The 15649-nt window shown below is 69.4% G+C and carries 10 protein-coding genes and 1 pseudogene; 9 read left to right on the forward strand and 2 right to left on the reverse strand.

Annotation, left to right across the window (positions count from 1 at the left end):
• Nucleotides 1–140: 140 nt before the first annotated feature.
• A pseudogene (locus PYR72_RS17200) lies at nt 141–5949 on the forward strand (DNRLRE domain-containing protein); the annotation flags it as partial.
• Between the two features lie 508 nt (nt 5950–6457).
• The gene (locus PYR72_RS17205; RefSeq protein WP_275456157.1) at nt 6458–6886 is read left to right on the forward strand and encodes an ankyrin repeat domain-containing protein; all 429 of its coding nucleotides are present in this window, start codon (nt 6458–6460) and stop codon (nt 6884–6886) included.
• Between the two features lie 364 nt (nt 6887–7250).
• On the opposite strand, the gene PYR72_RS17210 is transcribed toward PYR72_RS17205, so the two are convergent.
• Nucleotides 7251–8612 carry a mucin-1 gene (locus PYR72_RS17210; RefSeq protein ID WP_275456158.1) on the reverse strand — a complete coding sequence of 454 codons (1362 nt, stop codon included), beginning with the start codon at nt 8610–8612 and terminating at the stop codon, nt 7251–7253.
• 181 nt (nt 8613–8793) lie between these two features.
• On the opposite strand from PYR72_RS17210, the gene PYR72_RS17215 reads away from it, so the two are divergent.
• From PYR72_RS17215 to PYR72_RS17245, 7 genes are all read left to right on the forward strand, one after another.
• Nucleotides 8794–9813, forward strand: a complete 1020-nt coding sequence (locus PYR72_RS17215; RefSeq protein ID WP_275456159.1) for a LacI family DNA-binding transcriptional regulator — start codon at nt 8794–8796, stop codon at nt 9811–9813.
• Between the two features lie 140 nt (nt 9814–9953).
• Nucleotides 9954–11315: a sugar ABC transporter substrate-binding protein gene (locus tag PYR72_RS17220; RefSeq protein WP_275456160.1), complete on the forward strand. Its 1362-nt coding sequence runs from the start codon at nt 9954–9956 to the stop codon at nt 11313–11315.
• Between the two features lie 181 nt (nt 11316–11496).
• A complete protein-coding gene (locus PYR72_RS17225) occupies nt 11497–12483 on the forward strand; it encodes a sugar ABC transporter permease (protein WP_059079259.1) in 987 nt (328 codons plus the stop codon).
• Between the two features lie 2 nt (nt 12484–12485).
• Nucleotides 12486–13382: a carbohydrate ABC transporter permease gene (locus PYR72_RS17230; protein WP_275456162.1), complete on the forward strand. Its 897-nt coding sequence runs from the start codon at nt 12486–12488 to the stop codon at nt 13380–13382.
• Nucleotides 13383–13436: 54 nt separating this feature from the next.
• On the forward strand, nt 13437–13862 hold the full coding sequence (locus tag PYR72_RS17235; protein ID WP_275456163.1) for a helix-turn-helix transcriptional regulator: 426 nt from the start codon (nt 13437–13439) through the stop codon (nt 13860–13862).
• Between the two features lie 9 nt (nt 13863–13871).
• Nucleotides 13872–14360: a VOC family protein gene (locus tag PYR72_RS17240; protein ID WP_275456164.1), complete on the forward strand. Its 489-nt coding sequence runs from the start codon at nt 13872–13874 to the stop codon at nt 14358–14360.
• 220 nt (nt 14361–14580) lie between these two features.
• Entirely contained in the window at nt 14581–15315 is a 735-nt protein-coding gene (locus tag PYR72_RS17245; protein ID WP_275460435.1) for a VOC family protein, read from the forward strand.
• 82 nt (nt 15316–15397) lie between these two features.
• Here the strand turns inward: PYR72_RS17245 and PYR72_RS17250 are convergent, their stop codons facing one another.
• Nucleotides 15398–15640 carry a hypothetical protein gene (locus tag PYR72_RS17250; RefSeq protein ID WP_275456165.1) on the reverse strand — a complete coding sequence of 81 codons (243 nt, stop codon included), beginning with the start codon at nt 15638–15640 and terminating at the stop codon, nt 15398–15400.
• Nucleotides 15641–15649: the final 9 nt, after the last annotated feature.

The raw sequence follows: 15649 nt of genomic DNA on the forward strand, positions 1-15649 counted from the left end.
CCTTCGCATTGGCATCACGTGGGTGATGCAACTGAAGTGCGAGAGGTCGAAGAATCATGACGGTTCACAGACCCGCACCACGACGGCGCGGGCGGCCTTGGCTCGGGGGAAGCGTTCGCTGGACAGCGGGCAGTATCACCTTGGCCATCACCCTGCTCGAAGCGACGAGTTCGGGGGCGGCTTCGCCGCCCGAGACCGCGTACGAACCCAAGAAGACGTCGGCGACCCAGGCCACCGACATACCTTCTGCCCGTGTCGCGGCAAGGTTGTCCGGCAAACGGGTCGAAGCACTCTCGGAGCGCACCGAGACGTCGACGACGTGGGCGAACAAGAACGGCAGCCTCACCACCGAGTTCGCGGCCGGCCCGGTCCGCTTCAAGCGGGGTGACAAGTGGGTCAACGTCAACGTGCAGTTGCGTGAATCCGGCTCAGGGGTGGCGCCCGTCGCGCACCCGGAAGGTCTGCGGCTCGCCGGCAAGACTGGCACTCCGGCGAAGTCCCTGAGGGCGGCACGCGAGGCCAAGGCCACCGATTTGGTGACGCTCGGCGAGGGTGACCAGCAGATCACCCTGCAGTGGAAGGGCGGGCTACCGAAGCCTGAACTGGACGGGACGCGTGCGGAGTACGTAAACGCCGTTCCCGGCGCGGACGTGGTCGTTGAGGCCACACGCACGGGCTTCGAGCAGTACGTCGAGCTCAAACAGCGCCCCGACGCGGGCGGCTACTCCTACACGCTGCCGCTAAGGGCTAAGGGCTAAGGGCCTGAAGGTCAAGCAACTGGCCGACGGAAGCGTCCAGTTCACCGACAAGAAGAACAAGAAGCAGGCTGTGATGCCTGCCCCGGTGATGTGGGACGCCACCGTGGACAAGCGGTCCGGCGAGCATACGAACCGGGCCAGGGTCGACTTGAAGGTACTGCAGAAAGGTTCTTCCGTCGACCTGGTGGTCACCCCGGACGCGAAGTTCCTCGCAGACCCGGACACCACCTACCCAGTGACGGTCGACCCGTCCACCTCGTCGCTGTCGAACGTCTTCGACACCTACGTGCAGCAGGGCGAGACGGTCGACTGGTCCACGGACACCGAACTGGACCTCGGCAACCCGGGTACTACCAACTCCGACGGCACCCCGCGCTCAGCGCGGTCGTTCATCTCCTGGAACACCACACCAATCCAGGATGCACTGGTCCTGGACGCCAAACTGTCGCTGTGGAACTTCCATTCGGGCAACAACACCGACTGTGCGCTCTACCCGTGGGAGGTGTGGTCGACTGGCGCGGCGTCGACATCGTCGCGCTGGACGGCGCAGCCGTCGTGGACAGCGAAGAAGGCCACTTCCACCGAGACCCGCGGCAACGCCGCGTGCACCACACAACCGGACGGCTGGATCAACTCCGATGTGACCTCGCTGGTGCAGGAGTGGGCCTCGGCCAACGCCACCCGCGGCCACATGGGCCTGCGCGCCTCCAGCGAGACCGCGGTCGCCCAGTGGAAGCGCGTCAACTCTGCCAACGCCGCCTCCAACCCGCCGAAGCTGGTGGTGAACTACAACTACCGGCCGCGCACCGGCACCAAGCAGGAGGCCGGCCCGCCGTACTTCTCCTACGGCGGGGCCTACACGGTCAACACCACCACCCCGACGTTGCGCGACACCTTCGTCGACGCCGACGGTGACAAGGTCAACGGCACCTTCCAGATCTACGACAGCGCCACCAACACCCAGGTCGGCGACGTCATCGTCTCGAAGTACGTGCCCTCCGGTCAGGTCGCCTCGGTGACTGTGCCGTCCGGAGTGCTGAGCAACGGCAAGACCTACAAGTTCCGCACGAGCCCGTACGACGGCGCGCACTACAACAACGGCTGGTCGGCGTGGAAGACCTTCACTGTAGACACCAGCGCCCCGTCCGCCCCGACGAAGATTGTCTCCACGGACTATCCCTCGGGCTCCTGGGTCAAGGGTGCGGGCCAGGCTGGCACCTTCACGGTCACTCCGCCCGCCTCGGACCACAACTGGCTGGAGTGGTCGCTGGACGGCGTGATCTGGACCAAGGCCACAACCGGCGGCTCCACCGCCGCCAAGGCCATCAGCATCACCCCACCCAAGGACGGAACCCACACACTGCAGGTACGGGCCGTGGACAAGGCGGACAACAAGTCCGAGGCGATCGAGTACACCTTCCACGTCGGCCCCGGAGGCTTCGTCCAACCCTCCGACGGCGAGCGCACCGCACGCCGCCTGCCGCTGGTCGCCGAGGCCGACGCAGGTAAGTACAACAGCGTCTCCTTCTCTTGGCGCCGCTCCGAGGCCGACACCTGGGTGAGAATCCCCGCCGCCGACGTCACCGCCAGCGGCACCCCGCTCACCGCGTGGCCAGTCACCCTGACCAACGGCAAGAACGCCGCCCTCGTGTGGAACGCCACCAGCACCGTCGACCCCGACGGGACGGTGCAGCTCAAGGCTGACTTCACCGGCCCGGGCAGCGCCTCCGGGAGCACTGAGCCACTGACGGTAGTGGTTGATCGCAACGCCGAAGGTGCCACCACCGAGCGCCTCGGCCCAGGTCTGGTCAACCTGCTCACTGGTGACTACACCATTTCCGAAACAGATGTCTCCGGGTTCGCCCTCTCCGTCTCGCGCACTGCCTCGTCGCGGACTCCCAGCAGGGGCGCGCAGGACGAGGGCCAGGCTGCCATCTTTGGCAAGGAGTGGGTGTCCGGCACTGTTGCGCAGCTCACTGAGTCGAATTCCACCTACCTGCGCAAGATATCCGGCACGGCCGTCGACGTGGTCTCGGCGGACGGTAACAGCATCCATTTCACCGCCAACGCTGCCGAAGACGGCTGGATCCCCGAGCCGGGCGCGGAATCCCTCACCCTGACGGGAAGCGTGAACGGCAGCTTCACGCTGACCGACACCGAGGGCATCCAAACTGTCTTCACCAAGCCCGGCGCGAGTGCCACGACATGGCAGGTGTCGAAGGTGGAGCCCGCCGGCCTCACCAACGCCAGCACCACCGTCGTGTCCGAAACCATCACCACAGACGGCAAGACCCTCGCCCGCCCCAAGCGAGTCATCGCCCCGAACTCCGGCGCTGCCTCGGCGTCCTGCTCGTCGGACCCCGGTACGCGCGGTTGCCGCGTGCTGGAGTTCGTCTACGCAACGACCACGAGCGCAACCAGCAGCGTCCTCGGCGACTACAACGGGCAGGTGAAGGAGATCCGGCTCTGGGCAACGGAACCCGGCGCGGCGAACTCCACGTCCAAGACCGTTCAAACCTACGCCTACGACGGCCTGGGCAGACTACGCGAAGCCTGGAACCCGAAGATCAGTCCCGCGTTGAAGACGAGCTACAGCTACGACAGCTCCGGTCGAGTCACCCAACTCACCCAGCCCGGAGACCTGCCCTGGAACTTCACGTACGGCAAGGCCGGGGCCAGTTCGGCCGCTGCTGACGGAATGCTGCTCGCGGTTTCCCGGCCTGCACTGCAGCAGGGCACCCTTGACGTGGTGGAGGGCGAGGCTGTCACCAGTCTCGTCTACGACGTGCCCTTGACCGGCACGACCGCCCCGTACTCGATGGGCGCCACTGATGTCAGGAAGTGGGGCCAGACCGATGCCCCCACCGACGCGACCGCGATCTTCCTGGCGGATGTCACGCCTGCCTCCCACGCCGGAGACAGCCTCACGAGCACCGACTACGCCCGCGCCAGCATCCACTATCTGGGGGCCTCCGGGCGGGAGGCCAATTTCGTCGTACCCGGTGGACACACCACGACCGCCGAGCATGACCGCTCCGGCAACACCGTCCGGCTGCTCTCCGCCGCCAACCGGGCCATCGCGCTCGGGCTCACCGCCGCTGACCGGGCACAGCAGGCCCAGCTGGGTATCGGTCAGCTGACCAGCGCCGAGCGCGCCGATCTGCTGTCCAGCCGGTGGGTGTACAACAGCAACGGTGTCCGCGAGTTGGAAGAGTTCGGGCCGCTGCGCCGGGTCGATCTCACCTCGGAACTCAAGTCCGGCACCACCACCCTTGTCCCCGCCGGTACATCCGTGACCGGTCGCTCCTGGACACTGACCAAATATGACGAGGGACGTCCCACTAACGGCACAGCAACGGTCAAGGACCAGGTCACAGAGGTCTCCACGGGGCTTGAGGTGCGCGAACACCCCGGCGTCCAGGGCGAAGCCCGGATAACGCAGACCGAGTACGACTGGGCCAAGGGCCTTCCCGTCAGGTCCATCCAGGACCCGGGCGACCTTTCGCTGACCACCACGACGCAGTACGACGCCCAAGGCCGTATCACCAAGAAGATCCAGCCCGGCGCCACCGGAACCGATGCCACGACCCAGGTGATCGCCTACTGGTCAGCAACCGGAACCGGCACCTGCCAGGGGCGCCCTGAATGGGCCGACCAGGTGTGCTCCACCAGCCCTGCGGGCGCGATCGCCGACGGCGGGTCCAACCCCACCGCGCTGCCGGCCACTACGACGGAATACGACTGGTGGGGTAACCCGGCCAAGGTCATGGACAGCGCTAACGGTGTGACTCGGACCACGACCACGTCCTATGACCCGGCCGGCCGGGTCACCACGGTGACCACGAGCGGCGGCACTGGACAAGCAGTACCGGAGAGCACGACGGAGTACGACGAAGCTACAGGGCGCGCCGTCAAGACCGTGTCGCCGACCGCCGGGTCTATCTTCAAGCAGTACGACCGTCTCGGCCGACTGGTGTCCTACACAGATGCCGACGGCGGCAAGACCACAACCGGATACGACATCCTCAACCGTCCTGTCAAAGTCAGCGACTCCGTCCCCTCCACCGTCACGTACACCTACGACCACTCCGCTGAACCACGCGGCCTGGCCACTACTACGACGGACTCAGTGGCCGGTGCCTTCAAGACGACGTACGATGCGGATGGTGCGGTCAGCAGTGAGGCGATGCCCGGCGGTTACACGCTCAATGTGACCGATGACCCGACGGGCGCCACGGTCAACCGCACCTACACCCGGGACAACGACGGCACGATCGTCTACTCGGACACGGTGGCCACAACGGTTCACGACCAGGTGTCTGGGCATGCAGGATGGTCCGACCAGACCTACCGGTACGACGCCGTCGGCCGGCTCACCACCGTCGAGGACACTTCGGCGACGATCTGCACCCGCCACGCGTACGTCTTCGACGCACGCACCAACCGCAAGTCTATGACCGCCGCTACCGGCACTCCGGGTGCCGATTGCCCGACGAGTGGAGGTACCACCACCAGCTACACGTACGACAGCGCTGACAGGCTCGTCGACACGGGCTACACGTACGACGCGTTCGGGCGCTCCACCGCCGTCCCGGGCAACGGGACGTTCAGCTTCTACGTCAACGACCTCGTCTACCGGCAGACCGCGAACGGCGAACGTCAGACCTGGGCTCTGGACGCGGTACAGCGTTTCCGTTCCTGGACCGTGGAGACCGGCAGCGGCAGCACGTGGACCACGGTGCAGACCAAGCTGAACCACTACTGCAACGAGTCCGACAGCCCCCGCTGGATCGTCGAGAACACCTCGACCGGGGCAGTGACCCGCAATGTCTCCACCGCGAGCGGCGAACTGACCGCGACGACCAGCAAGACCGGAGATCGGGTTCTGCAGCTCACCAACATCCACGGGGACATCGCCCTGATGCTTCCGCTGGACAGCAGCGCGGCTCCGCTCGCACTCGACAGTGACGAGAACGGAAACCCGAGAGCGAATCAGCAGGACACCCGCTACGGCTGGCTGGGCGGAAAGCAACGCTCAAGTGAGACGCTCACCGGTCTCACCCTGATGGGGGTTCGTGTCTACAACCCAGGCACCGGGCGCTTCCTGTCGGTCGACCCGATCGTCGGGGGCGGGGCAAACCTCTACGGCTACCCTGGCGACCCGATCAGCCAGTACGACCTCGACGGCCAAGCCTGGAAGTGCAAGGCCAAGTGCAAGCTGGTCGGCAACGACCCCAAGTGCACCGGCTTCGTCTGGGGCGCCGGCTCTGGTAAGACGAAGTCCGACGCAGAGAAGGCGGCTAAGAAGGACGCTTCCAGTCAGGCGCCACGCGGCTGCCGAACAAAGCACTGCGACACCAACCATGGCAGGTGGTGCACCAAGAGCCGTGTGGCTCAGTTCTTCGACGCGGACTACAACCCCAGGGTGATCCACACTCGAAATCCACCGGACTGGATGCGACGCATGAACCGTTGGTCCCACGGTGTCATGTTCTACAGCGACGTGTGGCGTGGGACGTACGGCAGTTTGTGCGGGTGCGGCCCCTGACGTCACGCGAACGATGATGTGAGGTTCGTGGAAGGGGGTTGGCGGCTCACGTGGTGGCCAGCCCTCCCTTCCCTGGTACCGGCACCATCGCCATCTGCCCGCCCAGGTAAGGCGTATTCACCGACACGGAACGCCAACTACGCTTGCCGCCGTGAACAGACGAAGGCAGAAGAAACTCTCAAGAAGATTGGTTGAGGCAGCGAAGTTCGATGGGGTCGGCGTTGTGCGAGCACTGGTTCGCGCGGGCGCCGACCCCAACGGTGCCAATGCAGATGGCACCACGCCCCTGTACGCGGCTGCGGTAAGCGGAGCCACTGAGATCGTCACCTACCTGCTGAATGTAGGGGCCTCCCCGGATGCCGAGAGTCTTGACGAAGCAGAAGGAACCCCTCTCTGTGCGGCAGCCGCCTGGGGGCACATCGATGTGGCACGTCAGCTCCTCGTCCATGGCGCCAGCCCTGATCTCCGCGAGGACGGCGGCGAGGGCCACTCTCCTCTTGAATGGGCCAAGGACGGTGGCCACACCGAGATAGTCGAGCTCCTCCTGTTGGCAGGCGCACCAACCGATGGCCCGCCCTGACGCTCGCACCGAAGCGGCGAGGCAGCGATAACAGCAGCCATCTAGCCCAGCAGTCCGCACACAGTCCGCAGAACACCCGATCAAGACCGTCGCACCCCATCGCCACCAGTCACCAAAAAGCCAGGTCAGCGACCCATAGCGAAGATCCCCGCAGGTCACCGACCCGGCCCATTACTAGGAGACCAAGAAGGCCTGACCCGGCCTCTCTCGACCGCACCCGGTCCGTATGCCGCCGTCCCGTACGGCGGTGTCACGGGCCGGGTGCGGTCGTGTTCGGGCCGGGCGCGGTCGTGTTCCGGGCCTGGTGTGGTCCTGCCCCGGGCCGGTTGGCGTGCGCGAGGCGCGCGCGGGCCCTGAGCGCCGGTCAACTCGCGTCGGGGCCCGGCCAGACCGCCGAGGCGTCGTCACGGTCCGGGGCCGGGAGGCGCAGGGGGCGGACGGGGACCGTCCACGTGCGCTCCCCGGCGACCGCCGTCCACGGGGCCGGGGCGCCCGTGTAGGAGAGCGCGGTCAGGACGAACACACCGTCGGCGTAGACCTCGACGTACTCGCCGACGGTCAGGATGCGCAGGGTGGCGGCCGGTTCGGGGAGGACGGTCTCGGCGAGGGGGGTGCCGGCGGCACCGGTGATCCGGAGGTTCTTGCCGTCGCAGCCGACGCCGAGCGCGGGGCTCCCGGCGCGGTCGGGGCCGAGGGCGGCGCTGCGCAGGGTGACGTCGACGGGGTCGCCGCCGACCTCGACCTCGCCGACGGCGTGCGGGACGGGGGCCTGCGTCTCCTCGCCGAGCCAGTCGTCCAGGCCCGGCCACCACATCAGCCGGGGGGCCGAACCCTCCTCCGTCACCAGGGACTTGGGCTGGGCGAGCATGCCCCGGCAGTGGTCGCCGGTGTCGGTCAGGCCGACGCGGCGGGGCGTGGTGTGCAGGACGACCCGGGAGCCGTCCGGGTCGGCGATGACGCGCGGGGCGTACGCCCCCGTCGGCCCGAGTGGGCCACGGCGGGTCCACGGGCCGCGCAGGCGCGGAGCCGTCCACGCCTCGAAGCCCCGGGTCGCGCCGATGGAGCCGAGGAGCAGCCAGCTGCCGTCGTCGAGGCGTTCCAGGACCGGGCATTCGAGTTCGTCGACGTCGCCGGGGGAGATCAGGGGCGGGTGGACCGTCCAGTGCTCCAGGTCGGTGGAGGTGGCGAGGGCGACGCAGCCGCTGACCTCCACGGGGAGGGAGGCGTCGCTGGCGCAGATCACCATCGCCCAGCCGTCGCCCTCGTCGTCGGGTACGACGAACGGGTCCCGCCAGCCCATGCGGTCGGCGGTGCGGTACCAGCGGGGGTCCGCCTCGACGACCGGTGACGTGCCGTGGCGCCGCCAGCCCGTGCCGTCCCTGCGGTCGGAGTACGCGAGGCCCACGGACTGCAGCGGCCAGCCCTCCGGCGTCAGTCCGCTCACGCCCGTGTAGAGCATCGCCATGCCGGCGCCGTGACGGAAGGGGTGCATCGTCCAGACCGCCCGCTGGTCGAAGCGGCCGGGCAGGCCGTTGCCGAACGCGGTGCCCTCGGGCCGCCAGCCGACCAGGTCGGCCGAGGTGGCCCGGCCGTAGGAGGTCTCCATCCGCAGATGGTCGAAGTCGGCGGTCCAGGGGCCCTGGAGGTGCAGCACCGCGTAGGTGCCGTCGTCGTCGCGGAGCAGGGCGAAGTCGTTCACGCAGAGGCCGGGCGGGGCGTATCGCATGCGCAGCAGTCCTGTCGCTCACAGCGCCCAAACGTGTGCGCTGACCATGGTTCCGGAAGGTATCGCTTGAGAATCAGCGCAAGTAAAACTGAACGCAAACGCTTGCGCAACAAGGAGGTCGGGTTTACGGTCACGTCACCCACCGACCACATCGACGTGAAACCGACGGGAGAAAACCGCCGTGACGGTAAGCATCACCGATGTCGCCCGCGCCGCCGGGGTCTCGGCGTCCACCGTGTCCCGCGCGCTGCGGGGCCGGACGGGCGTCTCGGACGAGGTGCGCGCCCAGATCGCGGCGGTCGCCGCACAACTCGGCTATACGGCCTCCCGCTCGGCGTCCAGCCTGGCCAGTGGGCGCACGTACACGATCGGCGTCGTCGCCCCGTACATCGGCCGCTGGTTCTTCGGCACCGTGCTGGACGCCGCCGAGCAGGTGTTCAGCGCGGCCGGCTACGACGTGCTGCTGTACAACCTGGGCTCGACCGAGGCGCGCAAGCGCTTCTTCACCAAGCTGCCGGTGCGCAAGCGCGTCGACGCGGTGCTCTCGCTGCTCATCCCGGACGAGGACGAGTCGGCGGCCCTGCGCTCGCTCGGGGTGCCGCTGGCCTCGACCGTCGGGGGTCCCAGGCCCGGCTTCACCGTGGTCGGCATCGACGACCGGGCGGGCGCGGAGAGCGCCGTACGGCATCTGGCGAACCTCGGCCACCGGCGGATCGGCATGATCTCCGGGGACAGCGGCCCCCTGCACTGGACCACGCCCCTCGACCGCCGGGCCGCCTATCTGCACGTCCTCGCCGAGGCCGGGATCGAGCACGATCCCGCGCTGGTCGCGGACGGCGACTACACCGTGGACGGCGGTGAGCGGGCGATGACCGAGCTGCTGGCCGTGTCCCGGCCGCCGACCGCCGTGTTCGCCCAGTCCGACGAGATGGCGATGGGCGCGCTGCGCGCGCTCCGGCGGCATCGGCTGCGGGTGCCGGAGGACGTGTCCGTGGTCGGTTTCGACGACCACGAACTCGCCGACGTGGTCGGCCTGACCACCGTCGCCCAGCCTGTCGCCGGGCAGGGCGCGGAGGCGGCCCGGCTGCTGCTGCGGCAGCTGGACGAGCCGGAGGCCGAGCAGCCCGGCCATGTGCAGATGCCCATCCGGCTGGTCCTGCGCGAGACGACGGCGCCGCCGCGCCCGCGCGGGCCGCAGTGACCTCCCCACCCGAACACGCCGGCGCGCACGCCCCCTCCCCGTCCGAGCGCGCCGGCGCCTCCCCACCCGAGAGCCCAGCCCCCCGCACGCACCGAGCCACCCGCTCCTCCCACCCTCATCCCCGCACGGAGGCACACACCATGACCCCGACCCCCAGCTCGACAGCCAAGAGGTTCCGGCGCACCGCCCGTGCGGGCCTGGCCCTGGCCCTCCCCCTGGCGGCCCTGGCCGCCTGCGGCGGTGGCGGTGGCGGTGGCGGCGACACGTCCGCCGAAGCCGGCAGCGGTGAGGGAACGATCAGCGTCTGGGCCCACCAGGGGCAGAAGAGCGAGGCGGAGGCGCTGCAGAACGCGGTGAAGTCGTTCAACTCCTCGCAGGACAAGGTGAAGGTCGAGCTGAAGCTGATACCCGAGACCGACTACACCAAGACGATCACGGCGACGGAGGCCGACAAGCTCCCGGACGTCCTGGAGTTCGACGGCCCCACGATGGCCAACTTCGTCTACACGAGAAAGCTCGCCCCGCTCGACGACTACGTCTCCGCGGGCACCCTCGACAACGCCACCGACGCGAACAAGGCGCAGGGCGAGATCGACGGCAAGCACTACGGCCTGGGCATGTTCGACTCCGGGCTCGGCATGTACGGCAGCAGGAAGCTGCTGGACGCGGCCGGGGTGACGTACCCGAAGGGGCTGGACGACGCCTGGACGGCGGACCAGTTCGACGCCGCGCTGAAGGCGCTGAAGGCGAAGGACTCCGACGGCAAGGTCCTGGACCTCCAGGAGGGCAACGGGTACGCCACCGAGTGGGGCACCTACGGCTTCGCCCCGATCGTCTGGTCGGCCGGCGGCGCCCTGCTCAAGGACGGCAAGGCGGAGGGCGCGCTCGACAGCCCGGCCGTGGTCGCCGCCATGAAGACCTTCCAGTCCTGGAAGAGCACCGTCGACGCCAACACCGACGGCAACGCCTTCGCCAAGGGCCGGGTCGCCCTCAGCTGGGTCGGACACTGGATGTACCCCGCCTACAGCGAGGCGCTCGGCGACGACCTGGTCGTGCTGCCGCTGCCCGACTTCGGCGACGGCCCGAAGACCGGCCAGGGCTCGTGGGCCTGGGGCGTCGGCGCGAACTCCAAGAACGCCAAGGCCGCCGGCTCCTTCCTGGACTTCCTCCTCGACGACACCAACGTCGGCGCGATGACGAAGGCCAACGGGGCCCCGCCCGCGACCCGGTCGGCGCTGGCCGCCAGCGAGCTGTACAAGAAGGGCGGCCCGCTCCAGCTCTTCGCGGACCAGCTGGCCAAGCCCTGCGGCGACATCGACATCAGCACGTCCTGTGTCGCCGTCACCCGGCCGGTGACCGCCGGATACCCGGTGGTGACCGCGAAGTTCAGCGAGGCCCTCAACTCGATCTACGGGGGCGCCGACCCGAAGGCCGCCCTGTCGAAGGCCGCCCGCGCCATCGACCGTGACTTCTCGGACAACGCCGGCTACGCGATCCCGTAGGCGCGTTCGGGGCGGCGGGCGCGGGAACGACGCGACCGCCCGGCCCCACGCCCCCCGTCAGACCCCCAGGACCCATCGGGTTCAGCCGAATCCCTCGGGTTCAGCCGAACCGATCGGCCGGGCGGGCGCCCACCACGTGGCCGCCCGCCCGGCCGGGAAGAGGACCCCTCCCGTGAAAACCGTGGAACCCGTGGAACCCGTGCCCGCGGCGGGCCCCGGCCGGAAGCAGGCCCCGCCCGCCGGCGAACCGGCCCGGCGGCCGCCCCGCCGGAACCGCGAACGGCTGCACGGACTGCTGATGTCCGCCCCCGCCGTCGCCGGACTCATCGCCTTCGTCGGCATCCCCTTCTGCTACGCCGTCGTGCTCTCCTTCTACAACGTGCGCCTCGGCTCCCCGCTGGAACCCACCTTCTTCGGCGTCGAGCAGTACCGGCGGCTGTTCACCGACCCCGACCTGTCCGGCCCGTTCCTGCGGGCGCTGCTCAACAACCTGACCTTCGCCGTAGTGGTCGTCCCCCTCCAGACGGGCCTCGCCCTGGGTCTGGCGATCCTGCTGAACCGCAAGCTGAAGGCGATCGGCCTGTTCAGGTCGCTGTTCTTTATGCCGGTCGTCTTCCCGATGGCACTCGTGGCCGTGATCTGGCGGCTCATCCTCGCCCGCAGCGACCAGGGCATGCTCAACTCCGTGCTGGACGCGCTCAGCCTCGGCAACTGGGGCGCGTTCGACTGGCTCGGCGACGGGCTGACGGCGATGGCCTCGATCATCGTGCTCTCCGTCTGGCAGGGCGTGGGCTTCCAGATGGTCATCCTGCTCGCCGGCCTCCAGCAGATCCCGGACGAGCGCTACGAGGCCGCGCGGCTCGACCGGGCCTCCACCTGGCAGCAGTTCCGGCACATCACCCTGCCCGGCATCCGCGGCACCCTGGTCTTCGTCGCGATGCTCACCTCGGTGCTGTCGTTCCGGGTATTCGACCAGGTGTACGTGCTGGTCAAGGGGGGCGGTCTCGACGAGGACGCCGCGCGCACGGTGATGTACCAGGCCGTCACCACGGCCTTCGACCAGAACAACGTCGGCCAGGCGTCCGCGATCACCGTCGTCTTCTTCCTGATCGTCGTCGCCCTGACCCTGATCCAGCGCCGTGTCGTCCGGCCCGACAACGAGGACTGAGCATGAGCACGACCATGAGTACGCGCATGCGTCCGCCGACGAGCACGCGCCCGGGTGCCGGCGCGTCCCGCACCCGGCTGCGCCGGTTCCTCGACTACACCGTCCTCTCCGTGCTGGCCTTCGTCTTCACGCTGCCGGTGCTCTACCTCCTCCTCGGCAGCCTCAAGCCGTCCGACGAGGTCCTGGACGGTCTGTCCGGCTTCCTCCCCACCCACCTGTCCTTCGACAACTACGCCGCCGTCCTGGACAGCCTGAACTCCGACAGCACCGGCTACTTCTGGCAGTTCATGGGCGTCTCGCTGCTGCTGGCGTTCGTGGTGGTGACCGGCGGCCTCTTCGTCAACTCGATGGCGGCGTACGGGCTGTCGCGGCTGCGCTGGCGGGGCCGGGAGGCCGTCTTCACCCTCGTCCTGCTGCTGATGCTGGTGCCGTTCGAGTCGGTGGCCGTACCGCTGTTCTACCTGTTCAACGACCAGCGGAACACGCTCTTCATCCAGGCGCTCCCCTTCGTCGCGAACGCCTTCTCGGTCTACCAGTTCCACACGTTCTTCCGCTCGATCCCGCCGAGCATCGAGGAGGCGGCCCGGCTGGACGGCGCGGGTCCCTGGCGGACCTTCTTCGCGATCATCGTCCCGATGTCGAAGCCGGCGTTCGCGTCGGTCGCGATCCTGACCTTCCTCACCCAGTGGGGTTCGTTCCTGTGGCCCGTGCTGATGGTCTCCGACCCGTCGGTACGCCCGCTGCCCCTGGAGATGAGCGTCTTCCAGGGCCAGCAGCCCCCGGACTGGGGGCAGATCCTCGCCTTCGGTGTCCTCCTCGTCCTCCCGGTCCTGATCGTCTTCGCCTTCTTCCAGCGATGGTTCGTCCAGGGGGTGGCCAACTCGGCCGTCAAGGGGTGACGACCGCACCGGCCGCGCCTCCCCGTTGTCGGTGGCCGGTGCGATGCTGGCCTCATGAACCGGGACGATCTGGTGCGGCTGCGGCGGGCGCGGGACCGCATGGACCGTGAGTACGCCGAGCCGCTGGACATGACCGCGCTCGCCGGGACCGCGCTGATGTCCCCCGGACACTTCCAGCGCAGCTTCCGCGCGGCCTTCGGCGAGACCCCGTACGGCTATCTCATGACCCGCCGCGTCGAGCGCGCCAAGGCGTTGCTGCGGCGCGGCGACCTGACGGTGACCGAGGTGTGCATGGCCGTGGGGTGTACGTCGCTGGGCTCCTTCAGTTCGCGCTTCACCGAGCTGGTGGGCGAGACCCCGAGCGCCTACCGGGCGCGCTCGCACGAGGAGAGCGCGGCGATCCCCGCGTGCGTGGCGAGACGCCTGACCCGCCCGGCCCGGCATCGCATACGCACGGCGGAGCCGGGTGAAGCGTCCTAGCGTGAGGGCATGGCTACGAAAGATCCGAACGTCACACCCGCCCCAGATCCGAACGTCACACGCGCCGGGCACGGTCTCCCGGCCCCGGAGGTGAGGCTCGCCCAGTGCTTCCTCGCCGTCGACGACCACGACAAGGCGCTCGCCTTCTACCGGGACGTGCTGGGCATGGAGGTCCGCGGTGACGTGGGCTTCGAGGGCATGCGCTGGGTCACCGTGGGGTCCCCCCTCCAGCCGGACGTCGAGATCGTCCTGGAACCCCCGGCCGCCGACCCCGACATCTCCCCCGCCGACCGCGAGACCATCGCCACGCTCCTGGCCAAGGGCGTCCTGCGCGGCGTCAACTTCACCACCACCGACTGCGACGCCCTCTACGCCCGCGTCGAGGCCGCCGGCGCCGATGTCCTCCAGGAACCCATGGACCAGCCCTACGGCGTCCGCGACTGCGCCTTCCGCGACCCGGCGGGGAACATGCTGCGGTTCATGGAGCGCCGACGGTAGGCGGCAGGCCCTGCGGGGGCCGCCGCGGGGCGGCGCCGGGCGACGGAACAGCGGAAACCTCGTTGCGCGCAGGCGCGGGACGGGAGACCGTACGACGCGTCCGGCCGCAGGGGCCGGACCGTACGACAGGAGTGGTGCCGTGGCCGGAGCGGACGGGAACGGCAAAGGCGGCGAGTACACCGCCCCGCGCGATGGCGGGGCGGGCGCGGCGCCGGGGGCGATCCGGTGGACATACGCCTTCGTGGACCGGCCGGCGGCCGCGTTCGCGCGGGCGTGCGCCTTCTGGACGGCGGTCACGGCGACGGGAGTGTCGGAGCCCCGGGGCGACCGGGGTGAGTTCGTGACCCTGCTGCCCGGGTCCGGCGACGCGTGCGTCAAGGCGCAGGGTGTCGTCTCCGGCGACGGCGGCGCTCACCTGGACCTGGCCGTGGAGGACGTTCCCGCCCTGGTCGACCGGGCGGTCCGGCTCGGCGCCGAGGTGGTCGCCCCGGCCGACGGCTGGGCGGTGCTGCGCTCCCCCGCCGGGCACCTCTTCTGCGCGGTGCCGTGGCACGGGGAGTCGGTACGGCCGCCGGTGGTCGAGGGGAGCCGGCTGGACCAGGTGTGCCTGGACGTGGCGCCGGCCGCGTTCGACGGGGAGGTCGCGTTCTGGACGGCCCTGTCGGGGTGGGAGTCCCGTCCGGGCTCCCGGCCGGAGTTCCATGTCGTGCGGCCACCGGCCGGGCTGCCCTTCCGCATCCTCCTCCAGCGCCTGGACGCTGCCCGACCCGCCTCCGCCCATCTCGACCTCGCCTGCGCGGACATCGGCGCCACCCGGGCGCGCCACGAGAGGCTCGGCGCCACCGTCGTGGCCGAACATCCGCACTGGACGGTGATGCGCGACCTGGCGGGCGGCACGTACTGCCTGACCGGCCGGTCCCCGGAGACAGGCGGACTGCCACCGGGCACTCCGTGAACCCCTCGGGCCCCGAACACCGGGCGACCGGGGCCACGGGCGAACTGCGGCGCGGCCCGGCAGGTGGTGACGGCCGGACCCGTCAGGCCCTCTCCTGGGTGTGCACCCCGGAGGTCCCGCCCGTCCCGCCCGTCTCGCCCGCCCGGGGCGTCTCGGCGGTGGCCTCCTCGGCCGCGACGGCCGTGTCGACGTACGCCGCACATTCGTGATTCCTGCACGGCCCCGGACTCCATACGGGTACCCACGCGCCCAGCGTCTTGTGCCGCCGTACGACCGTGGCCACAGGCTGTCCGCAGACCGGGCAGACTTGCTCGTCGATGCCCATGTCCTCAGC

It is taken from the genome of Streptomyces sp. VNUA24, from assembly GCF_029167005.1.
GTDB lineage: Bacteria > Actinomycetota > Actinomycetes > Streptomycetales > Streptomycetaceae > Streptomyces > Streptomyces scabiei.

Excerpts from the sequence above, each read along its gene's own strand:
- PYR72_RS17220 (WP_275456160.1), top strand. The coding sequence starts at position 9,954 with ATGACCCCGACCCCCAGCTCGACAGCCAAGAGGTTCCGGCGCACCGCC.
- PYR72_RS17240 (WP_275456164.1), top strand. The coding sequence starts at position 13,872 with ATGGCTACGAAAGATCCGAACGTCACACCCGCCCCAGATCCGAACGTC.
- PYR72_RS17250 (WP_275456165.1), bottom strand. The coding sequence starts at position 15,640 with ATGGGCATCGACGAGCAAGTCTGCCCGGTCTGCGGACAGCCTGTGGCC.
- PYR72_RS17210 (WP_275456158.1), bottom strand. The coding sequence starts at position 8,612 with ATGCGATACGCCCCGCCCGGCCTCTGCGTGAACGACTTCGCCCTGCTC.
- PYR72_RS17235 (WP_275456163.1), top strand. The coding sequence starts at position 13,437 with ATGAACCGGGACGATCTGGTGCGGCTGCGGCGGGCGCGGGACCGCATG.
- PYR72_RS17230 (WP_275456162.1), top strand. The coding sequence starts at position 12,486 with ATGAGCACGACCATGAGTACGCGCATGCGTCCGCCGACGAGCACGCGC.